Genomic DNA, 20,851 nt, shown 5'->3' with positions numbered 1-20,851 from the left:
GCTTCATTGCTCGATGCCGGTGGCTGTGATCAGCACCGGGTAATGCCGCAGACCCAGGCGCTCGGCCAGGTCGTCACCGGCCACAGGCGCAAGGGGCACGCCGGGCACCAGGGCGCGCAGCCGTGCCAGGCCCTGCATGGTCTCGACGTTAACCACCAGGCCCACCGCGCCGCGCTCGCGCAGCGAGCCCGCCTGGCGAAGCAGCCAGGCGTGGGAAGCTTCGTCGTCGCCGACGACTACGAAAGGCCGCAGGCCCGGTGCCTCGATCACGCGCCGCGCGACGGTGCCAGGCGTGAGCTTGGCACTGCGCACCGGCAACATCGCGGCCTCATCCATGGGCGTGGCGGGCACCGGGAGCATCGGGATGGGCGGCCCGGCCGGAGCATTGGCGCGCGGCTGAAGGTTCAGAGCCTCGTAGTACGGCAGCGCCGACGTGCCGCCACGGTCTTCGACGACGATCAGGGGCTCTCCGGCGCGCGAGGCCAGTGGCAGAGCCGCCAGCAGCACGAGCAGGCCCTTCAGTGTGAGATGGGTCAAATGGCATGTTTTCATGGGGTGCTCTCCTGGTGCACGGCGATGGCCGCGGCGGTTGGGTGTGTGCCCTGCACACGGGCAAGGTGGCGCGACACGCTGCGCCGGTAACGAGCCGCAGGTTCTCCGCCCGCAGGACGGTGGTAGCGACCGATCGCCGGCAACCAGTCCTCGCCCGAGGTGTGCTGCTCTTTCAGGATTTCAGCGGCGATGGCGAGGTTGCTGTATGGGTCGAGCAGGTCGCACGGGCTGGCGTAGCGCTGCTGGTGGTAGCCGAGGTTGATCTGGCCCAGGCCCGCGTCGATGCGTGTGTGCGGCGTGGCGCGCATTGCCTGCTGCAAACCAGCGCAGGCGTCGGCACGGGTGGTGAAGCGGCGCGACTGACCGGCGACGTTGAGGGACCACGGCCACGGGACGATGCGCCCGTTGCGGCGGATGCCGCTTTCCTGCAAAGCCACGGCGTAGAGCACCGTCGAGGGGATGCCCGCGCGCTGTGCGGCAAGCTGGTAAGCCGGTGGCGGAAGCTCCTGGGCATGGGCGGCGCAGGCGCACAGGCCCGCCGCGATCACCAGTGCGCGCAAGCACTGCGAAACGGAGGTGGCCGCTATGGCTGGCGCTGCCATTGACCGTTCACCTCGCGCACGACCGCAGGAAGGTCTCCGGGCAAGCTCAGCGACAGCCACCGCCCGCCATCATGGTTGAGCGTGATGCCACCGCTGCGCACGCGCGCCGGATCGACGTTCGCACGCTTGGCCCAGTCGCGGATGCGCGTGTCGTCTTGGCGGCTGCCGACCATGTACAGGTCGAACTCGGTGCCGGAGGATTGCAGGCGCTGCACGAGTTGCCCGCAGGCCGCGCAGCCGTCCTTGACGAACACGGCCGTGCGGCCTGAACCGCGCAAGGGATTGGCGCTTGTGCCGGCGCCGGGTTTTTCGTCAGGCAGGTTCACCCGCTGCATGCCGGGACTCAGGCGCTGCCAGGCCTGGTCGTAGGCACGCTGGTAGGCGAGCAGCTTCTCGATACGGCGCGCCTCGACCTGCACCTGCAGCTCTGCGTAGCGGCGCCGTTCCTCGTCGGTGCGCGCCTCGATGCCCAGGGCGGACAGTGGGTCCATGTTGGGCGAGTAGATGCCCAACGGCCCGTCCATCAGCTCGCGATAGCGAGCCCACTCCTGCGGTTGCAGGCCCCAGTCGCCTGCCACTCGGTCGTCCAGGGAGCGAGTAACCAGCGGGCGCTCCTGGCTGTGCGCACTGCCGGCGGGAGCCGTGGCCGGCTGCTGCGCCCAGGCGGGCAACTGGGCAGACGCGAGCAGGAGCGCGGAAAGGATGATCGACGGTTTCATGTCGTGCGCTCCGCTCAAGGAATCGCCATGCGACGGGTCTGGTCGCCGGCCTGGAACACCGCAGTGTTGCCCTCGACTGCCTGCAGGCGCCACGGGCCGACGGCATCGCCGGGAAGCAGCACTTGAAGCTGGTCGGGCGTGAAGTTCCCGTTATTCGGTGTGACGGACAGGCTGCGCTGGCCGGCGCGAAGTTCGGCGCCGACGATGCGGAACGGCAGTGGCGGCGGTTCTGGTTTGGCGGTGGGCCTGCTCGGTGAGCGCGGCTGGGCGGGCGCTGCGGCACGCAGGGCGCTTGGGCGTGCCTTGATCTGCTCGACTTCCGCACGAAGCGCCTGAAGGTCTTCGGCAGCGGCATAGCCGCTCAGCGTTGTCTCGACCTGGGCGGCGCGTGCTTCCAGGCGTTCGCGGGTATCTTTGAGGTCTGCCGCTGTTGCGACGACTGGACGCTGCTGGATGGCCTCAATGGTCTCGGCCAGGCCCACCGCCTGCGCTTCGAGACGTTGCAGGCGGGAATCAAGCAGCGTCTGGTCGGCCTGGTCGTTCATGGTCTGGTAGCTCAGGGCAGCGAAAACGCTGAGGCTGATCAGCCAGAGCCACATTAGGCTCTGCAACACCACGGCGGAGATCGGGCGCCGGGGAGCCTGCGCGGTATTCATGGCTGGCCTCCCGAAACCGAAGGCATCAGCGGAAACATCTGCACCGCCTCGGCAACAGGCGGCTCGTGTGCGTGCTCGGCGGTCGCACTGCCTCCAGGCTGCTCAAAGCAAATCTGCCGTGCCCGTTCATCCGCATGCAGTTCCCAGGCCGGGCCGGCCAGGGTGAGCAGCGCATCGCGCAAGGTCATGGGGCCAAGATGCCGGTGCGCCGCCGGCAGCGGCAGCGCATACAACTCGGTCACGGCGCTGGGCGTCTCGCAAAGCTGGTAGCCACTGCGTTTGAGCACATGCCGCAGCCCATCGCCCACCGTGGCGCGGGCATCCTCGGGCATGGACACGTCGATGGTCTGCAACAGCAAGTCACGCTGCGCCGCCGTGGGTGCCAGCTCGACCAGCGTGTAGCGGCCATAGCGCACGACGGGAATGAACTCGGGTGCCTCGGGTTCGGGAGCGGAGGAGACGTCTTCTATGGCGTCTGGCACCAGCGGCGCGGTGGTGGTCGCGCAGCCGCTGGCCAGCGCTGCGGCCAGGAGACCAGCGCCGACCAGACGCCGGGATACATGGGTTGCGGGCATGGCATCGGCTCTTCTGTTGCGATGCCGATACCTTGGCGGCACGGTGCCGCACGGTCAGCCAGGAATGCGAACTGGGTGGTGCCCGGTTTTCTGCCTTGGGCAAGTGCTGGGCCTTCACGGGAACCCTTTGGAATGAGAGAAAAACGCAGCCCCGCCCACGAAGAACGCGGACGGGGCTGCAAGGTGGGACGAACAGAAAGTCGGCGGCGCTAGGCCGGCGATGGCGTGGGGTTCAGGCGGTGACCAACTGCCGGGCCAGTGCGACCTCGACGGAATCACCGTCCTGGTTCAGAACATCCAGCCCCGATTCGGGCACATCGCCCGAGGTGGACTGCGAGACCATGATCTTCTTGGCCATCAGTTCCAGGCAGGTCATCTGCGAGGAGCCGGCGTAGCCGAGGTAGATCACGCGCACGGGCTGTTTCTGCCCGATGCGCCAGGAGCGGCGTGCTGCCTGTTGGAGCGAGTACACGTTGTAGCCACTTTGCATGAACACAATCGTTGGAAAATCCAACAGATCAAGGCCCGTTTTGACCAACTCCGGGTTCGTGACAAGCACATCAATGCCACGATCCAGTTGCTCGGCGATCCAGTCCTCGCGGCGGCTGGCATCCACGCTTGCGCGCAGTACCGCTACCTTGAAACCTTCTTGCTCCAGCAGCCCCTTCAGGCGCGACGTGGTGTCGCGCGTGCCGGTATAGACCGTGTAGGCCAGAACCTTGCGCCCCTGTGCCTTCTCTGCCTTGCAGATGTCGATCAGTTCACGCTCCTTGGGGCTGATCTCGAACTCATTGAACTGAGCCGGGACGAACGCCAAGGTGTTGCGCGTGCGCGGATGCACTACGGTCTCCGACCGGAAGCAGCAATCCGGCCAGGCCAGCAGCACGTTGAGCACCACACCCAGCAAGGTCGTGTCGCGTCGCGCCAGAGCCTGTTTCAGCTCCGCGGTCAGCCGACCCGCCAGATCGCGATAGGCCGCGGCTTGTGCCACGTCCATCTGGACTTCACGAAACTCCTCGTCATACGGCGGCAGAACGTTGCCGCCAATGTCCTTGAGTTTGAGGAAGATGGTGAACGGCAGGATGCAGCGCAAGACGCCTTTCGGCCCGAAGCCGGGAGCCTTGACCGTGCGCACCGATACCTTGGTGCCCTTGGCCGTCTTGTGCGCCGTGCCGGCGCTCTCGGAGTAGATGTCCTTGAGGACACCGTGATCGCGCATGAACGCCATCGCAGCCGAGGTCATGCTGCCGCTCGTGGTCGGGCGGTAGCCGTCTTCGATCATCCGTCCTGGCAGCGCCCGGAACAGCAGGTAGAACAGATCATCGCCATAGCCGCCCATCAGCGTACCGGTCAGCAGCAAGGTCTTGCGAGCCTTCGCCGCCAGCACGCCCATGGCCTGGCCTTGGGCACTGCCGCCGTTCTTGTACTCGTGCGCCTCGTCGGCGATGAGCAGGTCGAACGTGCCTTGCGGTAGGTAGCGTTTGATGAACTCGGACGGTTGGTAGCCGCCTTCGCCAAAGCCAAACTCCATGTTGGCCATCGCACGTTCCATGCGCGTGGCCTGACGGTCGGAAAACACCAGCTCGCCGTTGCCATCCATGAGGTTGATGAACTCATGGATGTTGTCGCCCAGCATCGAGGCCAGAAAGCCGTCACCAAACTTCTGCATCAGCTTCTGCGCGGTAACTTCCCCGATGGTGGGGATGCGCTTCAAGGCTTTGAGGACGACCGAAGACTGGTCACTGCCGGACAGACTACGCGGGCGGATCAGCGTCCACAGGGGCGCAGCGCAGTGGCTGCACTTCCTGCGGGACTCTTCGGCTTGGAGCGCGACCGGGTTGGCCGGCTCGCCGTCGAGGTCGGTGATGAGCGTGCCGCAGTCCGGGCAGGCCGCCACGTCGCCGTGGCGGGTGCGTCGCTGGGTGAAGACCGGCTTCCAATGGAACCCCATCCGCATCCTGACGCGCCCCAGGATGAAAAATTCCTGGCCTGTGGGCGGCACACCCAACTGCTCGCGCAGCTTGATGAGCTTGACCAGCGTATCCGGGCCATTGAGCACCCAGACCTTGGCGCCGGCCACCGTCTCCTGGATCTCGCGCCGCCACTTGTAGACCAAGTGGGGAGGCGAAAGCACCAGGGTACGGCGGTAGCCTTCGGCGTTGAGCACGGCGGCCGTGGCGATGCCGACAGTCGTCTTGCCGCAACCCATTTCGCCATTGACGATCGCAGCGCGTTCGCCTTGATCGACCAACAGCTCGGCGGCGGCATGGACAACGTCGGCCTGGGCCTGGAACAACTTGCGCTTGAGGCTGGCAACAACGAGTTGTCGCTGCGCCTGTGCTTGACCGGCATAGACCGGCGGGTTGGCGCGGTTGAGAGAGTCGAGCAGTTCGTCGCCGAACTCGCCGACAAAATCCTGAAGGCTCAGTGTGAGAGGGTTGGATTCCGCTTCTAGCAGTTCGCCCTGTACGGGCTCTGCATCGTTAGCGGTGGTGTCGAGATCAACGGACATGGTGGTGCTCCAAAGAAAAATGGGACATGCACCACCCCAGCGGGGCGATGACATGCCCCGTGGTGGGAAGCGAGACGGCGAACCGTCGGTGGTTGGACAGTGCAGGCGCTCGTGGCCTGCGGTGACAACTCGCGGTCAGTACTCGGACGGCAGCACGATGCGGGTCGCGCTGCGATCTGCTTCGGTGAAGATGCGGATGCTCAGGTCACGGGTGACGACGTAAAACGAATCGAGGCGTTCGCCGGACTCCAACGCAGCGTTGTTCTGCTGCCATTGGTAGTCTGCGACGTCGCCCCAGTCGCCACGCATGTGGCGTTCGAAAAGCGGCATGGGATCGAGCCGGCCTTCGTTCATCAGGCGTTCGACGCCTTCGCTGAACTCCAGTGCACCGATCTCGAACAGCCGTTTGCGCCGGTGCTTGTCATGTTGGTTGGAGGTCATGTGGCTTCCTTCTGAGTGAAGGGGCCACGGCACCCTTGCGGGGTGTCGGTGGCCCCGCGTTGGAGAAGATCAGTACTCGCTGGGCAACAGCAGCGTGGTGACGCTGCGATCCCATTCGGTGATGATCCAGAGCTTCAGACCGGGTGCGACCTGGTAGGAAGAAAACAGACGATCCTCACCGGACTTCAGCGCGGCATCGTTCTGCCGCTTGTCGCTGTCGTCGAGGTCGCCCCAGTCGCCGCCGAGGTGGCGGCGCAGATACGGAATCGGGTTGAATTGACCCTGTTGGACCAGTGCGTCAACGCCGCAGGTCATGACCACCTGGCCGGGCGCGAAGCGCCGGCTCGGTGTCTGGCTGATGGAAAGTGCTTGGGCTGCCATGGAAGGCTCCTTGAGATGGAGGGGCCACGGCACCCCATCGGGGCGACTGGACCCCGGTGGGTGGAAAGAATCGACGGCGAACCGTCGGCGGTGGAAAAACGATCAGCGGATGGTCAACACCTCGCCCCGTGTCGGAGAGCCAGGCGTCATGTCCCACGCGCGGATGACGGGAACGAACTTGTCGGTGAGGATGCGCGTCTCGGCAATCGAGCCGTCTTCGCGTTCGGTGAATTCCCGCTGGAGCGTCTTGTCCTTGTGGGTGTCACCTTTGACGACGAGCACGCGCCCCGTCTTGGATTGCACGACTCCCGAGATCGCGCCTGCGGCCAGAGCCAGGGCGAGATGCCAGTGGGACAAGGCCCGCGCCGGTGGACGCAGCGTCTGCTGCGCAGACCCCAACTGCGTATCCCGCGACGGCCAGAGGCCTTGCAGCCTGCCAACCTCATCGGCGAACTGCTCCGGCTCCATCGTCACGCGGAAGAAATGCCCCGGCTCCGCCGGGCTGGCGGGGACGATGTACGGCAGGAACGGCCATTCGCTCGGCAGCTCCTCGGCTTCGACTTCGCCAAGCCCAACCTGCAGCAGCAGATTGCGCACGGCCTTGATGCCATCGGGCGTCTGCTCGCGCTGGCGCACCCGGCGTCCGAAGATCACCACCTGCTTGAACTGCGTTTCCACCGCTCGGTAGATCCGCAGGTCTGTGTAGTGGCGCGTCAGCCAGCCGACCAGCTCCGCGTCGAGCACGTAGCCGGGGACAATGAAGACCAGCACGCCGCCGTACTGCAGCAGGGGCAGCGTGCGCTGGTAGAACAGCTTTTCGAGGCGGGCACGGCCCTGACCCTGATAGCCAATGTTGCCGTTGACGTCCTTGGACAGGTCGCCATACGGCGGATTGAGCCAGAGCAGCCCAAAGGACTGTTTGGAGATCATCGTATCCATCAGGTCCGCGTGCAGGCAGTGATCGACCAGGCTGCGGGCATGGCGCGCCCGCTCTGCGTCGAACTCGACGGCGAACGCCCTGGCCTGCTCGCGCCCGAGGGCATGAGCCGCTTCGGCGATTGCCACGCCTTCGCCGGCACAGGGGTCGAGGATGCACATCGGCCCATTGGATTCAGGCGCACTGGGCATCAGTGCATTGAGGGCTCTTTCGAGCGTCGGTTCGTCGGTCGGGAAGTACCCGTTCTTCACAAAGTTGCGGGCGAGCCGCGGGAACATGAGCGCCATGGAAGTCTCCTGGTTGGCGGGATGAATGGCGCAGGCGGGCCTTGGCGTGCCTGCGCAGGTGGTTCAAGCCGCTGCCGTTTCCGGCGTCCAAATCTTGGCCGGGTATGGGTAGGCGGTGAGCACGTCACTGCGGATCAGCGAGCCGAGCGCCTGGGTCAGCGCCGGCACGTCGATGGCGAGCTGATGGCCCACCAAAGGCCCGAGGGCGAATGGCAGGCGGGTCAGCATCTCGTGGCTTTGCAGCAGTTCCAGCACGGTTTCGCGCCAGTGGTCGAGCAATGGCAGTGGGCAGGTGTCCTGCACCAATGTCCACAGGCGGTCAAGCCGGTGGTCGCTATCGCGGGGCAGCAATGCCAGTGCGCTGGCGTTGGCTTTGTCGGGCTTGACGCAGCGCCGATCGAACAGCCACACGTTGGACAGCGAACCGAACAGCGTTCGCCGGTAGGCGCGGGTCATGCGCTTTTCCAGGCGATCGACGTTGCCGACGAACACCGGGACGCTGCCGCCCTGGTCGGTGATGACGTGGAACTGCTCCAGCCCCTGTTCGTCGCGCCCGAGGGTCAGGCGAGCCAGGAACTGCTGGGCGGCGGTGTCTCGCGCCCAGATCGACAGAAAGATCAGGTTGCCCTGGTCATCGCCGACGCAAGCGTCGGCCATCACGTCCGGGCATTCGTCGATGCGGTACAGCGTGGTGGAAGAAGTGTTTGCGGGCATGGTGGTGTCCTCGGATGAACGGGAACAGCACCGCCCGCAGGGGGCAAGTGCTGCCCTTGGGGTGGAAGGAAAAACGCCCTGGTTCAGACCGTCAGCGTCGCATCTGGAGCGGTGGTCGCCTTGGATGTGCGCCGCCGTGCGTGGTAGGCGCGAACGCCTGCACGCCATTCGGCGGACTGCTCCGGTGCGAGGTCCAGATAGGACAGCGGGCACGAGTAGTAGTACGGGTGCATGGATTCGTCCAGCGGCTTGTAGCCCCACTGGCCGCCGCTGCGTTCCAGAAGATCGCAGCGGATGGTGCACAGGGATTGGCCCGGTGTGAGATCACGGTGTACGCCTTCGGCCTTGGCTGTGACTTGCGCAACGGACCAGAGGACGTTGCCACGCAGCGCGTGGGCGATGACCTTGACGCTGGCGTGCTCGGTCTCTTGCGGTGCGATCAGCTCCGCGATCAGTTCAGACCGCGATTGGGGTGAGAAATACCAGCCCATGAGAGGCCTCCTGGAAAAATTGAGCCAGAAGCCTCCCCGGTGGGGAAGACCCCCGGCGGGTGGATGAACACGGCAGATGCGGTGCCCAGTACTACGCAGGTTGCAGTTCGGCCTGGCGGCTCCACTCCTGCGTCTTGAAGTCCAGCGTGTAGCCCAGTTCGCCAAGGCGGGCGATCTGCGTGCGCAGGGTGCGGCGGTCGATGGTCGAATCCAGTTTCACGGACTCGCCCAGCGGCCAAAGCAAGCTGAACAGCGCGACGTCGCCATCTTCGGTACTGCCGGGAGCAGTTGCCGCAGCGGGCGTCGGCGCATCCACGCCGAAGGGCGTGGTATCGACCAGCGGGTCCGTGGATGCCTGCACGGGTGCGGGCTTGGCGGGCTTGGAGGTTTTGGTGGGCTTGGCCGGTGTTGCCGGCGTTACTGCAGGCTGTGCGCCCAACTCTTCATCAAGTGGATCGAGGTCCTGGGTGGCGAAGCTGCGTGCCTCGTCACGGCTCAGTTTGTCGATGTCGTAGAGCGTCATTCCGTCCAGGCTGGCACGGATCTCGAAGCGCATGCCGCCACCGACCGGGTAGGACTTCGGGAAGATGTACCTGATGATGAACTCCCCGTCGTACTTGCCTTCGGGGTATTGCTCCAGCTCCGGGTCCTTGACCTCGAACGTACCGAGGTGCGTGGCGAGGCGTCCGACCGTGAAGGGGCCGTTCTTGCCGCGGATGGTACGCAGCGTGAGCTGGCCGGGGACGACGATGGGCGAAACCGATCTCTCGGATGCCGATGTGGCTGCCATGATGGTTCTCCTTAGCGATTGGGAAAACGACAAGGCCCGCGAGGGCCTTGCCGATCAGAACGAAGCAGCCAATGCCGGCTCCTGCTCCTCGACTTCACCTTCGGGCTCGCGCTCGGCGGGCTCGGCAGGCTGATCGGCAGCGGTGTCGGCGTCCTCGGCTTCGGGCGCGGGAGCGTCCTGGGCCGGCGGCGTATCGGCTTGCGCGGGGCTCGTCGGATAGACCTTGGTGCCGTCGATCTTGATCAGGCTAATGTGGATCAGTGTCGATTCCAGGCTTGCGGCCGGTTCTCCGGCACGCTCACCCTTGGTGCGGATGTACGGATCGATCTTCATGTCGTTGAGACGGAAGGCGATCAGCACCTTGCAGTCCCCTTCGATGGCCTGCACGCACCGGCGAACCAGATGCTCGGCTTCAGGGGTGGTGACGATGGTGTCGAAGTACCGATACTCCGGTTCATCGACAGGCCCGGCCAGAGCGGCGACGGTGCAAGAGAGGAACGGGTCGCCATCTTTGGGCGTGACGTCCTTCGGACGGCTGAGGTAGCCGATGCCGCGGGTGACCAGCTCGTGCTGCCTAATCGAAGCCAGTTCGGCCCGGTCAAGCGGCTCGGCCTTGAGCAGTCGCGCCTTGAGGGACGCGGCGGCTTGGCCTTTCTGCTCACCCTTGTCGCGGATGTACGCATCGCCCCACAGGTCGCCGAGGCGAAAGCGCACCAGTGGGCGCTGCTTGGGATCGTCAACGCCGATGTAGCGCTCGACCAGCTTCTTGGCCTCGGCACCCGAGACCTTGACGTCGAAATAGCGATAGCTGGGGTCCTTTGCGGAACCGACCAACGCGGCGATGGTGCATGCCAGGAAAGGCTGCGCACGGCGGCCGCCCCGAACAGGCACTTCACGGACACGCTGGATGTAACCGATGCCCGAGGTGTGGAGGTCGAAATACGATTTCTCGTTGGACGTGGTGCTCATGGTGAATCTCCATAGGGATGAAGCGGAGACACACCGGCCCCACGCTGCGGGGAAAGGTGCGTAACCCCGCGATGGGTTGATAAGGCGAAAGCATCCACCACCAGAGACTGGTGGCCGCTCGCGGATGGATGCGGTGCGAGCTGGCTCGGTCACGCAGTGGGAACTGCGCCGCAACCTCGAAGACCGATGGTTGCCTGGCATGTCGCTGACAACGTCAGCAGGCATGGGCTCAGCATGGCCGGGCCTCGCGCGCGAGACAGCCATCAATCGGCATTCGGGCGATTCCCTTTGATGAAATCTCACACGGCAGAAAAAAGGTTCATCGCGCTTTCCCGGGGAAGGCGGCCTTGATTTTCAGGAAGAAGTACTCCGAGTCCCGGAATCCATAGGCCATGCGCTTGATTACCTTGATGCGGTTGTTAACACCCTCAAGGACGCTGGTATGCATGTGGAAGTGAGCACTGGCAAGGATGCCTCGCGCGTATTTGCGCAGGTTGCGAGCGAAGCGTTGCAGCGGCGCGAGGTCGCTCTCGCGAGCATGTCGCAGCCAGGTTCGCCAGCGCCGCCAGCCCTCTCTTACGCTGGGGGCGTACCAGACGTCCTTCAGCGCATCCTTGAGCACATAGACCGTAGCCAACGGCTGGTTGGCAGCAAGCAGCTCCTGTAACTGCACGGCCTGTCCGTCCCTCAGGTTGTCGCGATTGCGCAGCAGCAGCCAACGACTCTGCTTGACCGCCTTTCGTGCCGGCTTGTCTTCGCGCAGAAGGTTGGCCTGGTCGACCCGGATACGGTCGATCACATCCCGGCCGTAGCGCGCGACGACGTGAAACAGGTCGTACACCACTTCGGCCTGCGGGCAATGCTTCTTCACCTCCAGGTCAAAAGCCGTATTCATGTCCATAGCCACCGCCTCGATCTGTTGGCAGTGCTCGCCGAGCAATTCGAAGAACGGGCGGATCGCCTCACGGCTGTTGCCATGGCCGACCCACAGCACCCGTGTTCGCTCGGCATCCATGATGACCGTGGCATAGCGATGCCCCTTGTGTAGGGCGAACTCATCCATCACCAGGCGGCGGACACCGCTTGAATCGAAGGTGCCTACCTCGGCTTGTAAGCGTCGTTTATCGAGCGTCTTGAGGGTGTGCCAGTGCAGGCCGGTGAGCTGGCTGACGTGGCTGATCGGCAGCAGCCGCAGCAAGCTTTCGAGCCAGACCCGTAACCGCCGGGTCAGGCGAGATGCAGGCTCCAGCCAGTCGATCCGCTCGGTCACCCGACCACAGTGCAGGCAATCGACTCGGCGCACGGGTAGTTGAAGCAAGACGCGCTGATCGAACAGATCACGATCGCGCACCAGACGAATTCGGCGCTCGTGAATCAACGGACTGAGCTGACCACAACGCCCGCACTTGGGCACTGAACCGGCTTGAGGCTCGAGCTCAATCAGAAGGGAGTTGTTGGCGGATGAACGGCAGGCAACGGCGTCATAGCCTGGCCAGAACGAGGCAAGATCAATAGGATGCACGGCGACAGCAGGGACAGGTGGAGGGTGTGTTTGGCGACTGCCAATTTACCTGCTTCCCTGACTGTCAACTCGCTCTTCCCCCAGAGTCCGCGAAGAACCAGAAAAAAGGCCCTCCTTCCGAATGGAGGGAGAGCCTGTGGGGGGCATGTCGCCTGGTTCTTTTCGTGGTGTTACGCCGGTACAGCGCGGCGCCGTCGGGACGTCTCCGCGCCGATCACGCTCACATCGATCAGACGCCAGCGCCCGTCGTCGATGAGCCGCTCCAGCACTTCGCCGAGCATGTCGAAATACACCTCGTCGTGCCGATCGACCAACTCGCCGTCGCGGCACAGCTCCACCGCATAGGTATCGCTGCCGCGCTGGTAGAGGATCGTCACCCGACCGTCGAACTTCGCGGTCGAAACCGTGAAACTGATCGCCGGAGGCGTTTCGATGATCTTGGCCGGCTTCGGATCGACCCAGGTGAAGTCGTGGGCGCCCGCATCGACCAGCATGTGGGTGATGCGCCGGAACCCGTCGGGCGCCGACATTTCCTCCAACTGCTCGATGAGCTGACCCAGTTCCATACACTGCGGCTCGGGAATGGGCAGCTTGGCCGGCGCGGAGCCGAGGATGTGTGTCTTGACGGTGTAGGGAGTGCCGTCGGACATCATCTCGGTGCGCTCTTCTGGCGTGTCCGCACGCAGACCGTCGAAACGACGACGGGCATAGGGTTGGACATGCACCTTGGTGCCCTCGCTGGGAATGCTGGTCACCAGGTTGGGATCGAGTACCGCGAACTCGCTGGGCTTGAGCTTGACGACGATGGCGTCCTCGCTGGCTGCGACCACCTTGCCGTCGAAGGGCTGGGGATCGATGACAAAGCCCAGTGTCGAGGACTGTGGCTGATCATCGAACACGCGGTACTTGAACGACCGCACGTTGCGGGGCACATGGCCTGCGACCAGCGAAGGCATCAGGGTCTTGATAAGAGAGCGATCCATGTGAATCTCCTTGAGGAAGAACAAGGGATTCCCCGCCCGCAAGGGAGAGATCCCTTGTGGGTGGATGGGCGCGATGCGTCCGTAGGAAGAAACAACCAGCACGGTTTCCCGCGCTTGCAGCCTTGAAGGTCTTGGCTGCCTGGGCATGTGTCGGCAACGCCGACGAACATGGGGTAAAGATGGCCCTTGAGTGAGCGGCCTGCGCTCAGGAAACCGCACCGCGCCGCACCCGCTTTCCTGCGCCGCGACAAGAAAAGGCCCCTCGAAAGCGGCTGGGTGGTCAGACTTGGTACACGAAGTAGTGTTCGCGCTGACGTGGAAAGAACACGTGCTTCCACGAGTCGCCGCCGGTATTGCCGCCGTCGAAGACGACCATTTCGTAGGCATCAATGTCGGTGTCTGCCAGATCGGCGCTGGCGATATGGCGCATGTGCAGCATGCCGCTCAAGCGCTCGAATACCAGGATCTGGCCGATGGCGTCGTCCTGGCCCATGGCGTTGACGCAGGCTCCAAGCTGATGCTCGAAGTCGCGTGCGGGCGAGATGAGGTCGGGGAACATAAAGTGCTCCTATGGAATTGGACCAGCCTGGCTCCCAGAAAGGAGACAGGCTGGCATGGAGGGCAAAGAGGAAGGTGGGCGCGTGGTGTGTTTGCTAGGACTCGGCCAGCGGCAGGCCCAGCAACACGGGCGCGTCAGCGTCGAGGATGAGGATGCGCACATCGGCCTGGCCAGCCAGTTCCAGGATGTTCGCCAGGTCGTCGGGCATGCCCTTGCTGCGGTGCTCCTGCCGAAGCTGCTCGGCGGTGATGCCATCGGCGTACTCCAGGTTCTTGTCCGTCCAGGGCGTGGAGATCAGCTTGACGCCGATCGCCGGGCTGTACGGAACCCGAAAGGCGATGAACAAAAAGGCCTCCGGCGTGGCAAGGTCCGCCAGATTGGCGAGGTACTGGCCGGTTTCCGGGCTGATGTGTGCGCTGCTGATCTCCCAGCATCGGCTGTAGTAGCCGGTCTCGAAACTCAGGCGCCGCACAACTTCCCGCGCGGCCTCGACCGAATAGCTGTCACCAACGTGGATCAGGCGACCGTCGAAGTCCTCGCCATGAATGGCATAGACCACGGCACCGATCACGCCTTCGCCGTTAACACCTTCATCGGCATCGCATTCGGCCAGTACCTCGGCACTCACAGGTTCAGAGCCGTTCGTGACCACCGCGAAATCGCTGATGACGATGCAGGACGATGAAATCAGTTCCTGGTCGGACAGGTGTTGCTGGCTCGGGTGGATATTTCGCCAGACAGGCGGGCTTCCGTCCTCGTAGCTGATGGACAGCGTGCGGACGATTTTCAAATTCCAGTAGCCGCGAACAAAGGGATTGGGATTCTGAGACATGGGGACGCTCCAGATTGAATAATGGAGCCAATTCCCGCCACCGGGAATTGGACCCGGTGGGTTGAAAGGGGAAAATGCGTCAGGCAGAGGTGATCGTTGGCTTTGATTCAGCCGCCTTACGCTGGGCAACGGAAAGGAAATCGAGGGACATGACCGTGTAGGTGCATGTCCCTCGTGGGGAACGAAAAGACGGGGGTGTGCCAGAAACGGGCTCACCAGCCGCTGTAGTTCAGCATCAAGTCGGCAATGACCTGGCGGCGTTCCAGGTCGAGACCGTCGAAATCCGACAGCCCGTGGAAATGGCAGCGTTTGAGCATGGCACCGCCCTCGTGCGCGTTGTAGAAGCTGACCATGGCGGACAGAAACATGCGTTGCCCGCTGCTCAGGACACCGAGGGCATCGTTGAGCCGCAGCATGTTGGGACGCAGATCCCACTTGCTTTTGGCCTGGTTGAGGCCGTCACGGGTGCCGTCGCCGAACCATTCGGGGCCAGCGATCTCGGCACCACGCTTCCAGGCCTCGAAGAAGGCTTGGGGCTCGGCAGCGAAATGCTGCTCTTCCCGCATGATCTGATCGACGACTTCCTGCGGCAGCAGTTGATTCATGGCGTGATTCCTCCAGTTGGATCAGGGAATGGCGAGCTGGGACCAGCCGCCTCTTTCGAGGGCACGTTGAGCCGCCGCATGGCTGCGGAAGTACTCGTGCGATTCCCGCGAAACGGGACCTTCGGTATCGCGCGTGCCGATGTAGTGGCCGGCGGCGCTTTGCAGGACTTCGAGCGGCAGGAACTTGCCGCAATAGGTCAAGGCCAACTGGCCGAAAGAGGCTTTGTGGGACATGGGTAGGTTCCTTGGAAAAGCGAGGCCTTGTCCCTCACGGGATGGCAGCTCCCGCACGCGGTGGATAAAAAGCATCGGCGTCACGGGGACGCGCGTCCGCAGACTTGATGCGATACGGACTGGCGGGTTACGCGGGAAGAACCCGCGGCAGCCTGGAACCCATGGCTGCTGGCATGTGCTGACGAATCAGCGAACATGCGGGCAGCTTCATGCGGGGGCCGCGCTGCGTCAGTTGCAAAACGGCATTCGGCCCAGCCCGGATTGATCGGCGCAGAGACAGAAAACCCGCATCGAGTGCGGGTTGTCAGGGTGGTGCGCGGGTGCGTTGGCTCACTCGGGCGCGTCGCCCAGGACATGCTGCTTCCACAGGGCGAATGCCTCGTCCTGTCCCAGTTCGGCCAGGACCACAATGGGCTGCTCCTGCCGCGCACGCAGCGAAGCGAAATACGCCTTACGGTCGGCGATGGCCTTGAGGTTGATGCCATCGATAAACAGCAGCTTGCCGCCCTTGATGAACAGCACCTTGTTGCCAAGGTCGCGCTCGAATGCGGCTCGTACTTTCTCCGGTTGTTGCATGCGTCGGTTTCCTGTTGCTGTGGCCGGCCATTGGCTCGGAACGTTGATCGACGAGATAAAGGAGCCGAAGGCTCGCTGACCTTCGGCTCGGGAGGAAATAACCACCCGTGGGCTGTTGCAGGCCCGGTCGTCGCTAGAACCGTCTGCTCATCAGCAATCACACCCGGCCCATGTCGTGGCTGGGGCCGGCATCGTCTGGCGCACATCCGCGCACAAAGGGAGCCCGTTTTTGCGCCGGTGGGCGCCGGCACCGAATACCGCTGACCACAAAGGGTCTCCGGGTGGCTCGCGCTGCCTGGCAAGCCATCGGGGGACCCTTCGCAGTGGGCGGGAGAAACACAGACCAGCAGAACACGCGGGAGACGGTTCGCGGAAAAGATACCTTCAGGTCCCGCAGCCGGGGACGGCTGGACGGGACGCGCACACGGACAAGAAGGCGTTACGCGCTGGGCGACCCGCAGGGGCGTGCGGGACACGGGCCACGCCTTTGAAACAGGGTGCGGCCCACGGGAAACGGAGTCGGTCAGGCGCCTTTGCGACCGCTGCTACGCGAGCGCGAAGCGCCACGCTTGGGCGTACCGGATTCGACCGGCAGCGTGCCTTTGCAGTCTGGGTAGCGACTGCACGACCAGAATGGGCCGCTCTTGCCGGTGCGCTGGCGCGTCGCTGCGCCGCACTGCGGGCATGCTGGCCCATGGGGAAGCTTGATGGACAGGGACACGCAGCCGTACTGCGCGATCAACTGAGAAATCCAGGCGGCCTGCTTGCTGAGGAATACGTCCAGGGTGAGCTGTCCGGCCTCGATCATGTCGAGCGCCTGCTCCCACACTGCCGTCGTGCCAGGGTCTGCAATCGCCGCAGGCACGGCGTCGATCAGCGTGAACGCCGCATCCGATGCGCGAATGGAGCGCCCCTTCTTCACGATGTAGCCACGGGCGATCAGCACGCTGATGATGTTGGCCCGCGTCGCCTCGGTGCCGATGCCCGTCGTGTCTTTGAGCTTCTGCTTCAGGCGCGGGTCGGTCACGAAGCGCGCAATGCCCTTCATCGACTTGACCAGTTCGCCCTGGGTGTAGGGCTTGGGCGGCATCGTCTTGAGCGCCTTGATCTCGACCTCAGCCACCTGGCACGCCAGGCCCCCACGCAGCGGGGGCAGCACCTGGCTGCGCGCCGCGTCGTCGCCGTCCTCATCCGCTTGCGGTTCGGCCAGCACCAGACGCCAGCCTTTGACGACCACCTGTTTACCGGTGGCCACCAGCATCTGCTGGCCGCAGGAAAACTCAGCCACGGTACGGTCGAACTCGTGGTGCGGGAGGAACTGCGCCAGGTAATGCGCCCGGATCAGCCGGTACACCGCCAGTTCCTTCTCGCTCAGAGGAGAGAGGTTCGCGGGTTCGAGCGTCGGAATGATGCCGTGGTGCGCCGTGACCTTGCCGTCGTTCCATGCACGCGAACGCTGGGAGCGGTCGAGCTGGCTCATGATCGGGCGCAGCGACGGATCGGTCTTGAGCAGGCTGTCCAGGACGGCGGGCACCTCGGCGAACATGCTTTCGGGCAGATAGCCGGAGTCCGAGCGCGGGTAGGTCGTGGCCTTGTGCGTCTCGTACAGGGCCTGGGCGATCTGCAATGTCTCCTGCACGTCCAGCCCGAGCTGCTTGGAACAGACCTCCTGCAAGGTGCTCAGGTCGAACAACAGTGGCGGGCCTTCGCGCACGCGCTCGGTCTCGACCGACACCACCTGGGTGTTGTCCGCGACGCGAATCTGCAGCGCCGCCTGCTGGGCGACCGGCTGTTGCAGGCAACGACCGGCGTCGTCGGTGCAGCCGTCGGGCGCAACCCACTGCGCGGAGAAAGCCTGACCCTCTGTGGACAGAGACACGTCGATGGCCCAGAACGGCGCCGACTTGAAAGCCGCGATTTCGCGGTCGCGATCAACGACCAGCTTCAGGGTCGGGGTCTGGACACGTCCGACCGACAGCACGCCGTCGTAGCCCGCCTGCCGCCCGAGCAGCGTGAAAAGACGGCTGAGGTTCATGCCCACGAGCCAGTCTGCCCGCGAACGCGCCAGCGCCGAGTAATACATCGGCAGCGTATCGGACGACGGTCGCAGCTTGCCGAGCGCGGTGCGGATCGACGCATCGTTGAGCGCCGACAGCCACAAGCGCTCGATGGGACCACGGTAGCCGCACAGGTCGATGATCTCGCGGGCGATCAGCTCGCCCTCGCGGTCGGCATCGGTGGCGATGACGAGATGGGTCGCCTTCGCCAGAAGCGCCTTGACGACCTTGAATTGCGTGGCGGTCTTGGGTTTGACCTCGACCCGCCACTGCTGGGGAATGATGGGCAACTGCTCCAGTGACCAGCGCTTGAGCGCCGCGTCATAGACTTCGGGTGCTGCCGCTTCTACGAGATGGCCGATGCACCAGGTAATCGTGACGCCGGAGCCGCTGAGGCAGCCTTCACCGCGCTGCGTCGCGCCGAGAATCCGGCCAATATCCTTGCCCTGGGAGGGCTTCTCGCACAAGAACAGCCGCATGTCCGTCCATCCGATTTCCGTGGTTCATTGAGTTGCTGGAATCGAGGATGCCGAGCACCGCCAAGGGCAGCAGCAAACAAGTCGCGAGCGGTGGCGACCTCTTTCACGGGATGGAATGGCTGGGGTGGAGATGGCGTGCAGCCGGGGGGTGCGGGCCGGGAGCCGCGATTTTCGGGAGCGCGTGGAAGCCGGTGGACGTTGATGGAGCTATCCCCTGGGGATAGCTCGCGGGTGCATGGAGCGGCGAACAGTGGCCGGCTCATACCGGGTCACTTCCTACGCCGCGGCTCTTTTGGCGCAGCCGGTTCCTGGGCGGCCTGGGACTTTGCCTCCGCATCCTGCGGCTTCGGGCTGAGGGTCACGGACTCGATGCGAAACGGCAGGATGCCGACGCTGCGCGCGTTGATCTGCCAGGTTTCGCGCGGCTGATCCTCATTGTCCGTCCAGGGTTCGCGCTCCATGCGTCCGACGACCAGCACGCGCATGCCTTTCTGGTACAGATCCTTCCAGTGTGCGACGTCACGGTGCCAGATTTCCACCGGTGCCCAGAAACCGCCGCGATCCTCGAAGTCGCCGCCTTTGGTGGGAACGGGGTTGTCGAAGTACACGTTCAGCCGCAGCAAGCGCCGCGGCTCGTCGTTGCCGTTGGGGAACTCCCGGTACTCGGGCGGTGAGCCAATGTTGCCTTCACCCCAAAAATGCGTGCTCATGTTGCAATCTCCATGGTGGTTGAAATACCCGTGCCGCGTCGGCGTCGGGCGCGTACTGGGGTGTCCGATGCCATCACCGATCACGCACTCCAGGTGGGATGGACTTGAGCCGTCGCAGGTAGGCGTCCTCCGCCTTGGCGGCCTTGCTGGCGCACTCCTGGGCCTGCCTGCCCAAGGTGTGCAACAGGCTGATCTGCATGTTCAGCGTGATGCGTTGAAGCTCGATCGCGTGCAGCTCGGCCAGCAGGTTGACCGGCGTGCCGGTGCTCGCCATCAATTCCTGCCACAGGGCTACGCCCATGGCTGAGCGGTCGTGCTTGCGCCAGCGCAAAAACGCCGTGCCTGCGCCCGTGGTCTGCTGGGCCAACTCCACGGGCAGTAGGTGGAAGGGATGCCCGACTGCCTGTTGCAGCACCTGCCGCTGCGCCATGTCAATCAACTCGTCGCGCATGGCGAAACACTGACTGGCCCAGGTCTCAAGATCCCCCTTACCCTTAAAAGGCTTTAAAAGGCCTTTTAGAGAGGCAGCGTGTTCCAGCTTCATGAAGGCTGCCTGTTGCAGGCCCTGGAAGTAGCGGGGTTCGCGGTTCGGATCGCTCATGCCTGCTCGTCCTCGTCCTCGTCGGCGCTGATTTCGGGTGCTGCGCCAGTGGCGGGCTCGTCGTTGGGGTCAGGCGCTGCAGCAGGACTCTCGACACGCTGTTGCAGGCCACGGCGCACGATGGGCGGTGCGAACTTCGAGCGGCGCGTGCCTTCCAGCACGTCCTCCGGCAGTTCGCCGAATTTCTCCAACGCCGCCCGTGCTGCGGCGTTCTTTGATACGAAGTCGTCGCGTGTACAGCCCGAATAGCGGTATTGCTGGGCCAGCGAGAACAGGCTGCGCAGTGCATGGGCACCCTCGTTGAGCCAGCGCTCCAAGGTGCTGCGGTCGATGAGCGCCGTGTGGTGGGCGAGAATCAGTTTGCGGGCGATGTCGTCGTAGTCGGCCAGCAGATAGACGGCGGCAAAGCCGAGCTGCGCATTGACGAACAGCGGCAACTTGACGGGCTGAACGTTGAGGTTTTCGCCCAGGCTTAGTGCCGGCGGCACGCTCGCCAGCGCCTGATCCACCTGCTCGCGCAGCGATTGCAGCGTGGTCTTGGTCTGGTCGAGCTTGACCTCGATGCGCAGCATCCACCAATCCGAGTACGGGTCGTCCTGCTCCGAACCACGCCGCATCTTGTTCATTTGGGCGATGTAGCCGTTCAGGCCGACGATGCCCGGTCGCCCCTCGGCAGCGGCACGGCCATGCCAGATGCGCGAGGCGTGGTGGGTGTGAAGCGTCAGCGACATCGCGCTGCGCAGGGAGCCGAGATTCAGTTGCAGAGGTTCATTGGTTGCCATGGTGTCCGCTCGTTGTGTGGAAAGGAGCGGTCAGCTTCGGCAGGAAGCGGAAGGCCGTCAGTCAACAAACCGAAACCTGCCAGACCCCGGTTCAGCGCGTGGTGGCCGCCTGCGGCGCGAGCTATCCCCTGGGGATAGCTCCATGGAGCGCCAACGAACGCTGCAGGTCGGGATCGGGGGGGACAACGCCGATACTGCGGCAGATGTTCGAGGCCAAGCTTGCGACTGCACGGTATCCGCCCCAACGGTGGAACTATCCCAGGGGATAGCTCTACTGGCATCCAT

The 20,851-nt window shown here is 64.2% G+C and carries 24 protein-coding genes; all 24 read right to left on the bottom strand.

The window, feature by feature from the left end; all coding sequences use genetic code 11:
* Window positions 1-3 precede the first annotated feature (3 nt).
* Window positions 4-552 carry an integrating conjugative element protein gene (locus P5703_RS15220; RefSeq protein WP_012205977.1) on the bottom strand — a complete coding sequence of 183 codons (549 nt, stop codon included), beginning with the start codon at window positions 550-552 and terminating at the stop codon, window positions 4-6.
* The gene (locus P5703_RS15215; RefSeq protein ID WP_012205976.1) at window positions 549-1,154 is read right to left on the bottom strand and encodes a transglycosylase SLT domain-containing protein; all 606 of its coding nucleotides are present in this window, start codon (window positions 1,152-1,154) and stop codon (window positions 549-551) included. Before P5703_RS15215 ends, P5703_RS15220 begins: the two co-directional genes overlap by 4 nt.
* Window positions 1,136-1,873: a TIGR03759 family integrating conjugative element protein gene (locus P5703_RS15210; RefSeq protein WP_264887378.1), complete on the bottom strand. Its 738-nt coding sequence runs from the start codon at window positions 1,871-1,873 to the stop codon at window positions 1,136-1,138. The genes P5703_RS15215 and P5703_RS15210 overlap by 19 nt, the downstream gene beginning before the upstream one ends.
* Window positions 1,874-1,887: 14 nt before the next feature.
* On the bottom strand, window positions 1,888-2,529 hold the full coding sequence (locus P5703_RS15205) for a hypothetical protein (RefSeq protein ID WP_012205974.1): 642 nt from the start codon (window positions 2,527-2,529) through the stop codon (window positions 1,888-1,890).
* Window positions 2,526-3,104, bottom strand: coding sequence for a PFGI-1 class ICE element type IV pilus protein PilL2 (pilL2, locus tag P5703_RS15200; protein ID WP_279641657.1), 579 nt, complete (start codon window positions 3,102-3,104; stop codon window positions 2,526-2,528). The genes P5703_RS15205 and pilL2 overlap by 4 nt, the downstream gene beginning before the upstream one ends.
* Window positions 3,105-3,336: 232 nt before the next feature.
* Window positions 3,337-5,616, bottom strand: a complete 2,280-nt coding sequence (locus P5703_RS15195) for a helicase-related protein (protein ID WP_278422098.1) — start codon at window positions 5,614-5,616, stop codon at window positions 3,337-3,339.
* A 135-nt stretch (window positions 5,617-5,751) separates the two neighbouring features.
* Window positions 5,752-6,057 carry a hypothetical protein gene (locus P5703_RS15190; protein ID WP_044314050.1) on the bottom strand — a complete coding sequence of 102 codons (306 nt, stop codon included), beginning with the start codon at window positions 6,055-6,057 and terminating at the stop codon, window positions 5,752-5,754.
* A 69-nt stretch (window positions 6,058-6,126) separates the two neighbouring features.
* Window positions 6,127-6,372: a plasmid related protein gene (locus P5703_RS15185; protein WP_425375623.1), complete on the bottom strand. Its 246-nt coding sequence runs from the start codon at window positions 6,370-6,372 to the stop codon at window positions 6,127-6,129.
* Between the two features lie 168 nt (window positions 6,373-6,540).
* Window positions 6,541-7,689 (bottom strand): DUF6094 domain-containing protein, encoded by a 1,149-nt coding sequence (locus P5703_RS15180; protein ID WP_376750354.1) that lies wholly within the window; start codon window positions 7,687-7,689, stop codon window positions 6,541-6,543.
* Window positions 7,690-7,725: 36 nt separating this feature from the next.
* Window positions 7,726-8,376 (bottom strand): hypothetical protein, encoded by a 651-nt coding sequence (locus P5703_RS15175; RefSeq protein WP_008268678.1) that lies wholly within the window; start codon window positions 8,374-8,376, stop codon window positions 7,726-7,728.
* Window positions 8,377-8,459: 83 nt separating this feature from the next.
* Entirely contained in the window at window positions 8,460-8,867 is a 408-nt protein-coding gene (locus P5703_RS15170; protein ID WP_014596106.1) for a hypothetical protein, read from the bottom strand.
* A 91-nt stretch (window positions 8,868-8,958) separates the two neighbouring features.
* The gene (locus tag P5703_RS15165; protein ID WP_278422095.1) at window positions 8,959-9,657 is read right to left on the bottom strand and encodes a DUF3275 family protein; all 699 of its coding nucleotides are present in this window, start codon (window positions 9,655-9,657) and stop codon (window positions 8,959-8,961) included.
* 54 nt (window positions 9,658-9,711) lie between these two features.
* Window positions 9,712-10,626 (bottom strand): DUF3577 domain-containing protein, encoded by a 915-nt coding sequence (locus tag P5703_RS15160; RefSeq protein ID WP_014596108.1) that lies wholly within the window; start codon window positions 10,624-10,626, stop codon window positions 9,712-9,714.
* A gap of 319 nt (window positions 10,627-10,945) precedes the next feature.
* Window positions 10,946-12,148, bottom strand: a complete 1,203-nt coding sequence (locus P5703_RS15155; RefSeq protein WP_074519909.1) for an ISL3 family transposase — start codon at window positions 12,146-12,148, stop codon at window positions 10,946-10,948.
* A 170-nt stretch (window positions 12,149-12,318) separates the two neighbouring features.
* Window positions 12,319-13,131 (bottom strand): GTPase, encoded by an 813-nt coding sequence (locus P5703_RS15150; RefSeq protein ID WP_043942133.1) that lies wholly within the window; start codon window positions 13,129-13,131, stop codon window positions 12,319-12,321.
* Between the two features lie 280 nt (window positions 13,132-13,411).
* Window positions 13,412-13,690, bottom strand: coding sequence for a hypothetical protein (locus tag P5703_RS15145; RefSeq protein WP_012205964.1), 279 nt, complete (start codon window positions 13,688-13,690; stop codon window positions 13,412-13,414).
* A gap of 94 nt (window positions 13,691-13,784) precedes the next feature.
* On the bottom strand, window positions 13,785-14,522 hold the full coding sequence (locus P5703_RS15140; RefSeq protein WP_044314044.1) for a DUF5983 family protein: 738 nt from the start codon (window positions 14,520-14,522) through the stop codon (window positions 13,785-13,787).
* 212 nt (window positions 14,523-14,734) lie between these two features.
* Window positions 14,735-15,127: a hypothetical protein gene (locus P5703_RS15135; protein WP_044314043.1), complete on the bottom strand. Its 393-nt coding sequence runs from the start codon at window positions 15,125-15,127 to the stop codon at window positions 14,735-14,737.
* A 21-nt stretch (window positions 15,128-15,148) separates the two neighbouring features.
* Window positions 15,149-15,361, bottom strand: coding sequence for a hypothetical protein (locus tag P5703_RS15130; RefSeq protein WP_003158617.1), 213 nt, complete (start codon window positions 15,359-15,361; stop codon window positions 15,149-15,151).
* A 330-nt stretch (window positions 15,362-15,691) separates the two neighbouring features.
* Complete coding sequence (locus P5703_RS15125) at window positions 15,692-15,937, bottom strand: hypothetical protein (protein WP_008265051.1); 246 nt, start codon at window positions 15,935-15,937, stop codon at window positions 15,692-15,694.
* 523 nt (window positions 15,938-16,460) lie between these two features.
* Window positions 16,461-18,473: a DNA topoisomerase III gene (locus tag P5703_RS15120; RefSeq protein ID WP_279643299.1), complete on the bottom strand. Its 2,013-nt coding sequence runs from the start codon at window positions 18,471-18,473 to the stop codon at window positions 16,461-16,463.
* A 269-nt stretch (window positions 18,474-18,742) separates the two neighbouring features.
* Window positions 18,743-19,183: a single-stranded DNA-binding protein gene (locus tag P5703_RS15115; RefSeq protein WP_012205959.1), complete on the bottom strand. Its 441-nt coding sequence runs from the start codon at window positions 19,181-19,183 to the stop codon at window positions 18,743-18,745.
* 73 nt (window positions 19,184-19,256) lie between these two features.
* Window positions 19,257-19,784, bottom strand: coding sequence for a DUF3158 family protein (locus P5703_RS15110; RefSeq protein ID WP_012205958.1), 528 nt, complete (start codon window positions 19,782-19,784; stop codon window positions 19,257-19,259).
* Window positions 19,781-20,566: a PFL_4669 family integrating conjugative element protein gene (locus tag P5703_RS15105; RefSeq protein ID WP_044314040.1), complete on the bottom strand. Its 786-nt coding sequence runs from the start codon at window positions 20,564-20,566 to the stop codon at window positions 19,781-19,783. Before P5703_RS15105 ends, P5703_RS15110 begins: the two co-directional genes overlap by 4 nt.
* Window positions 20,567-20,851 lie beyond the last annotated feature (285 nt).

The organism is Stutzerimonas sp. FeSN7 (assembly GCF_030263795.1).
GTDB lineage: Bacteria > Pseudomonadota > Gammaproteobacteria > Pseudomonadales > Pseudomonadaceae > Stutzerimonas > Stutzerimonas stutzeri.
The sequence above is the reverse complement of the archived record's forward strand: the minus strand, read 5'-3'. Positions and strand labels throughout refer to the sequence as shown.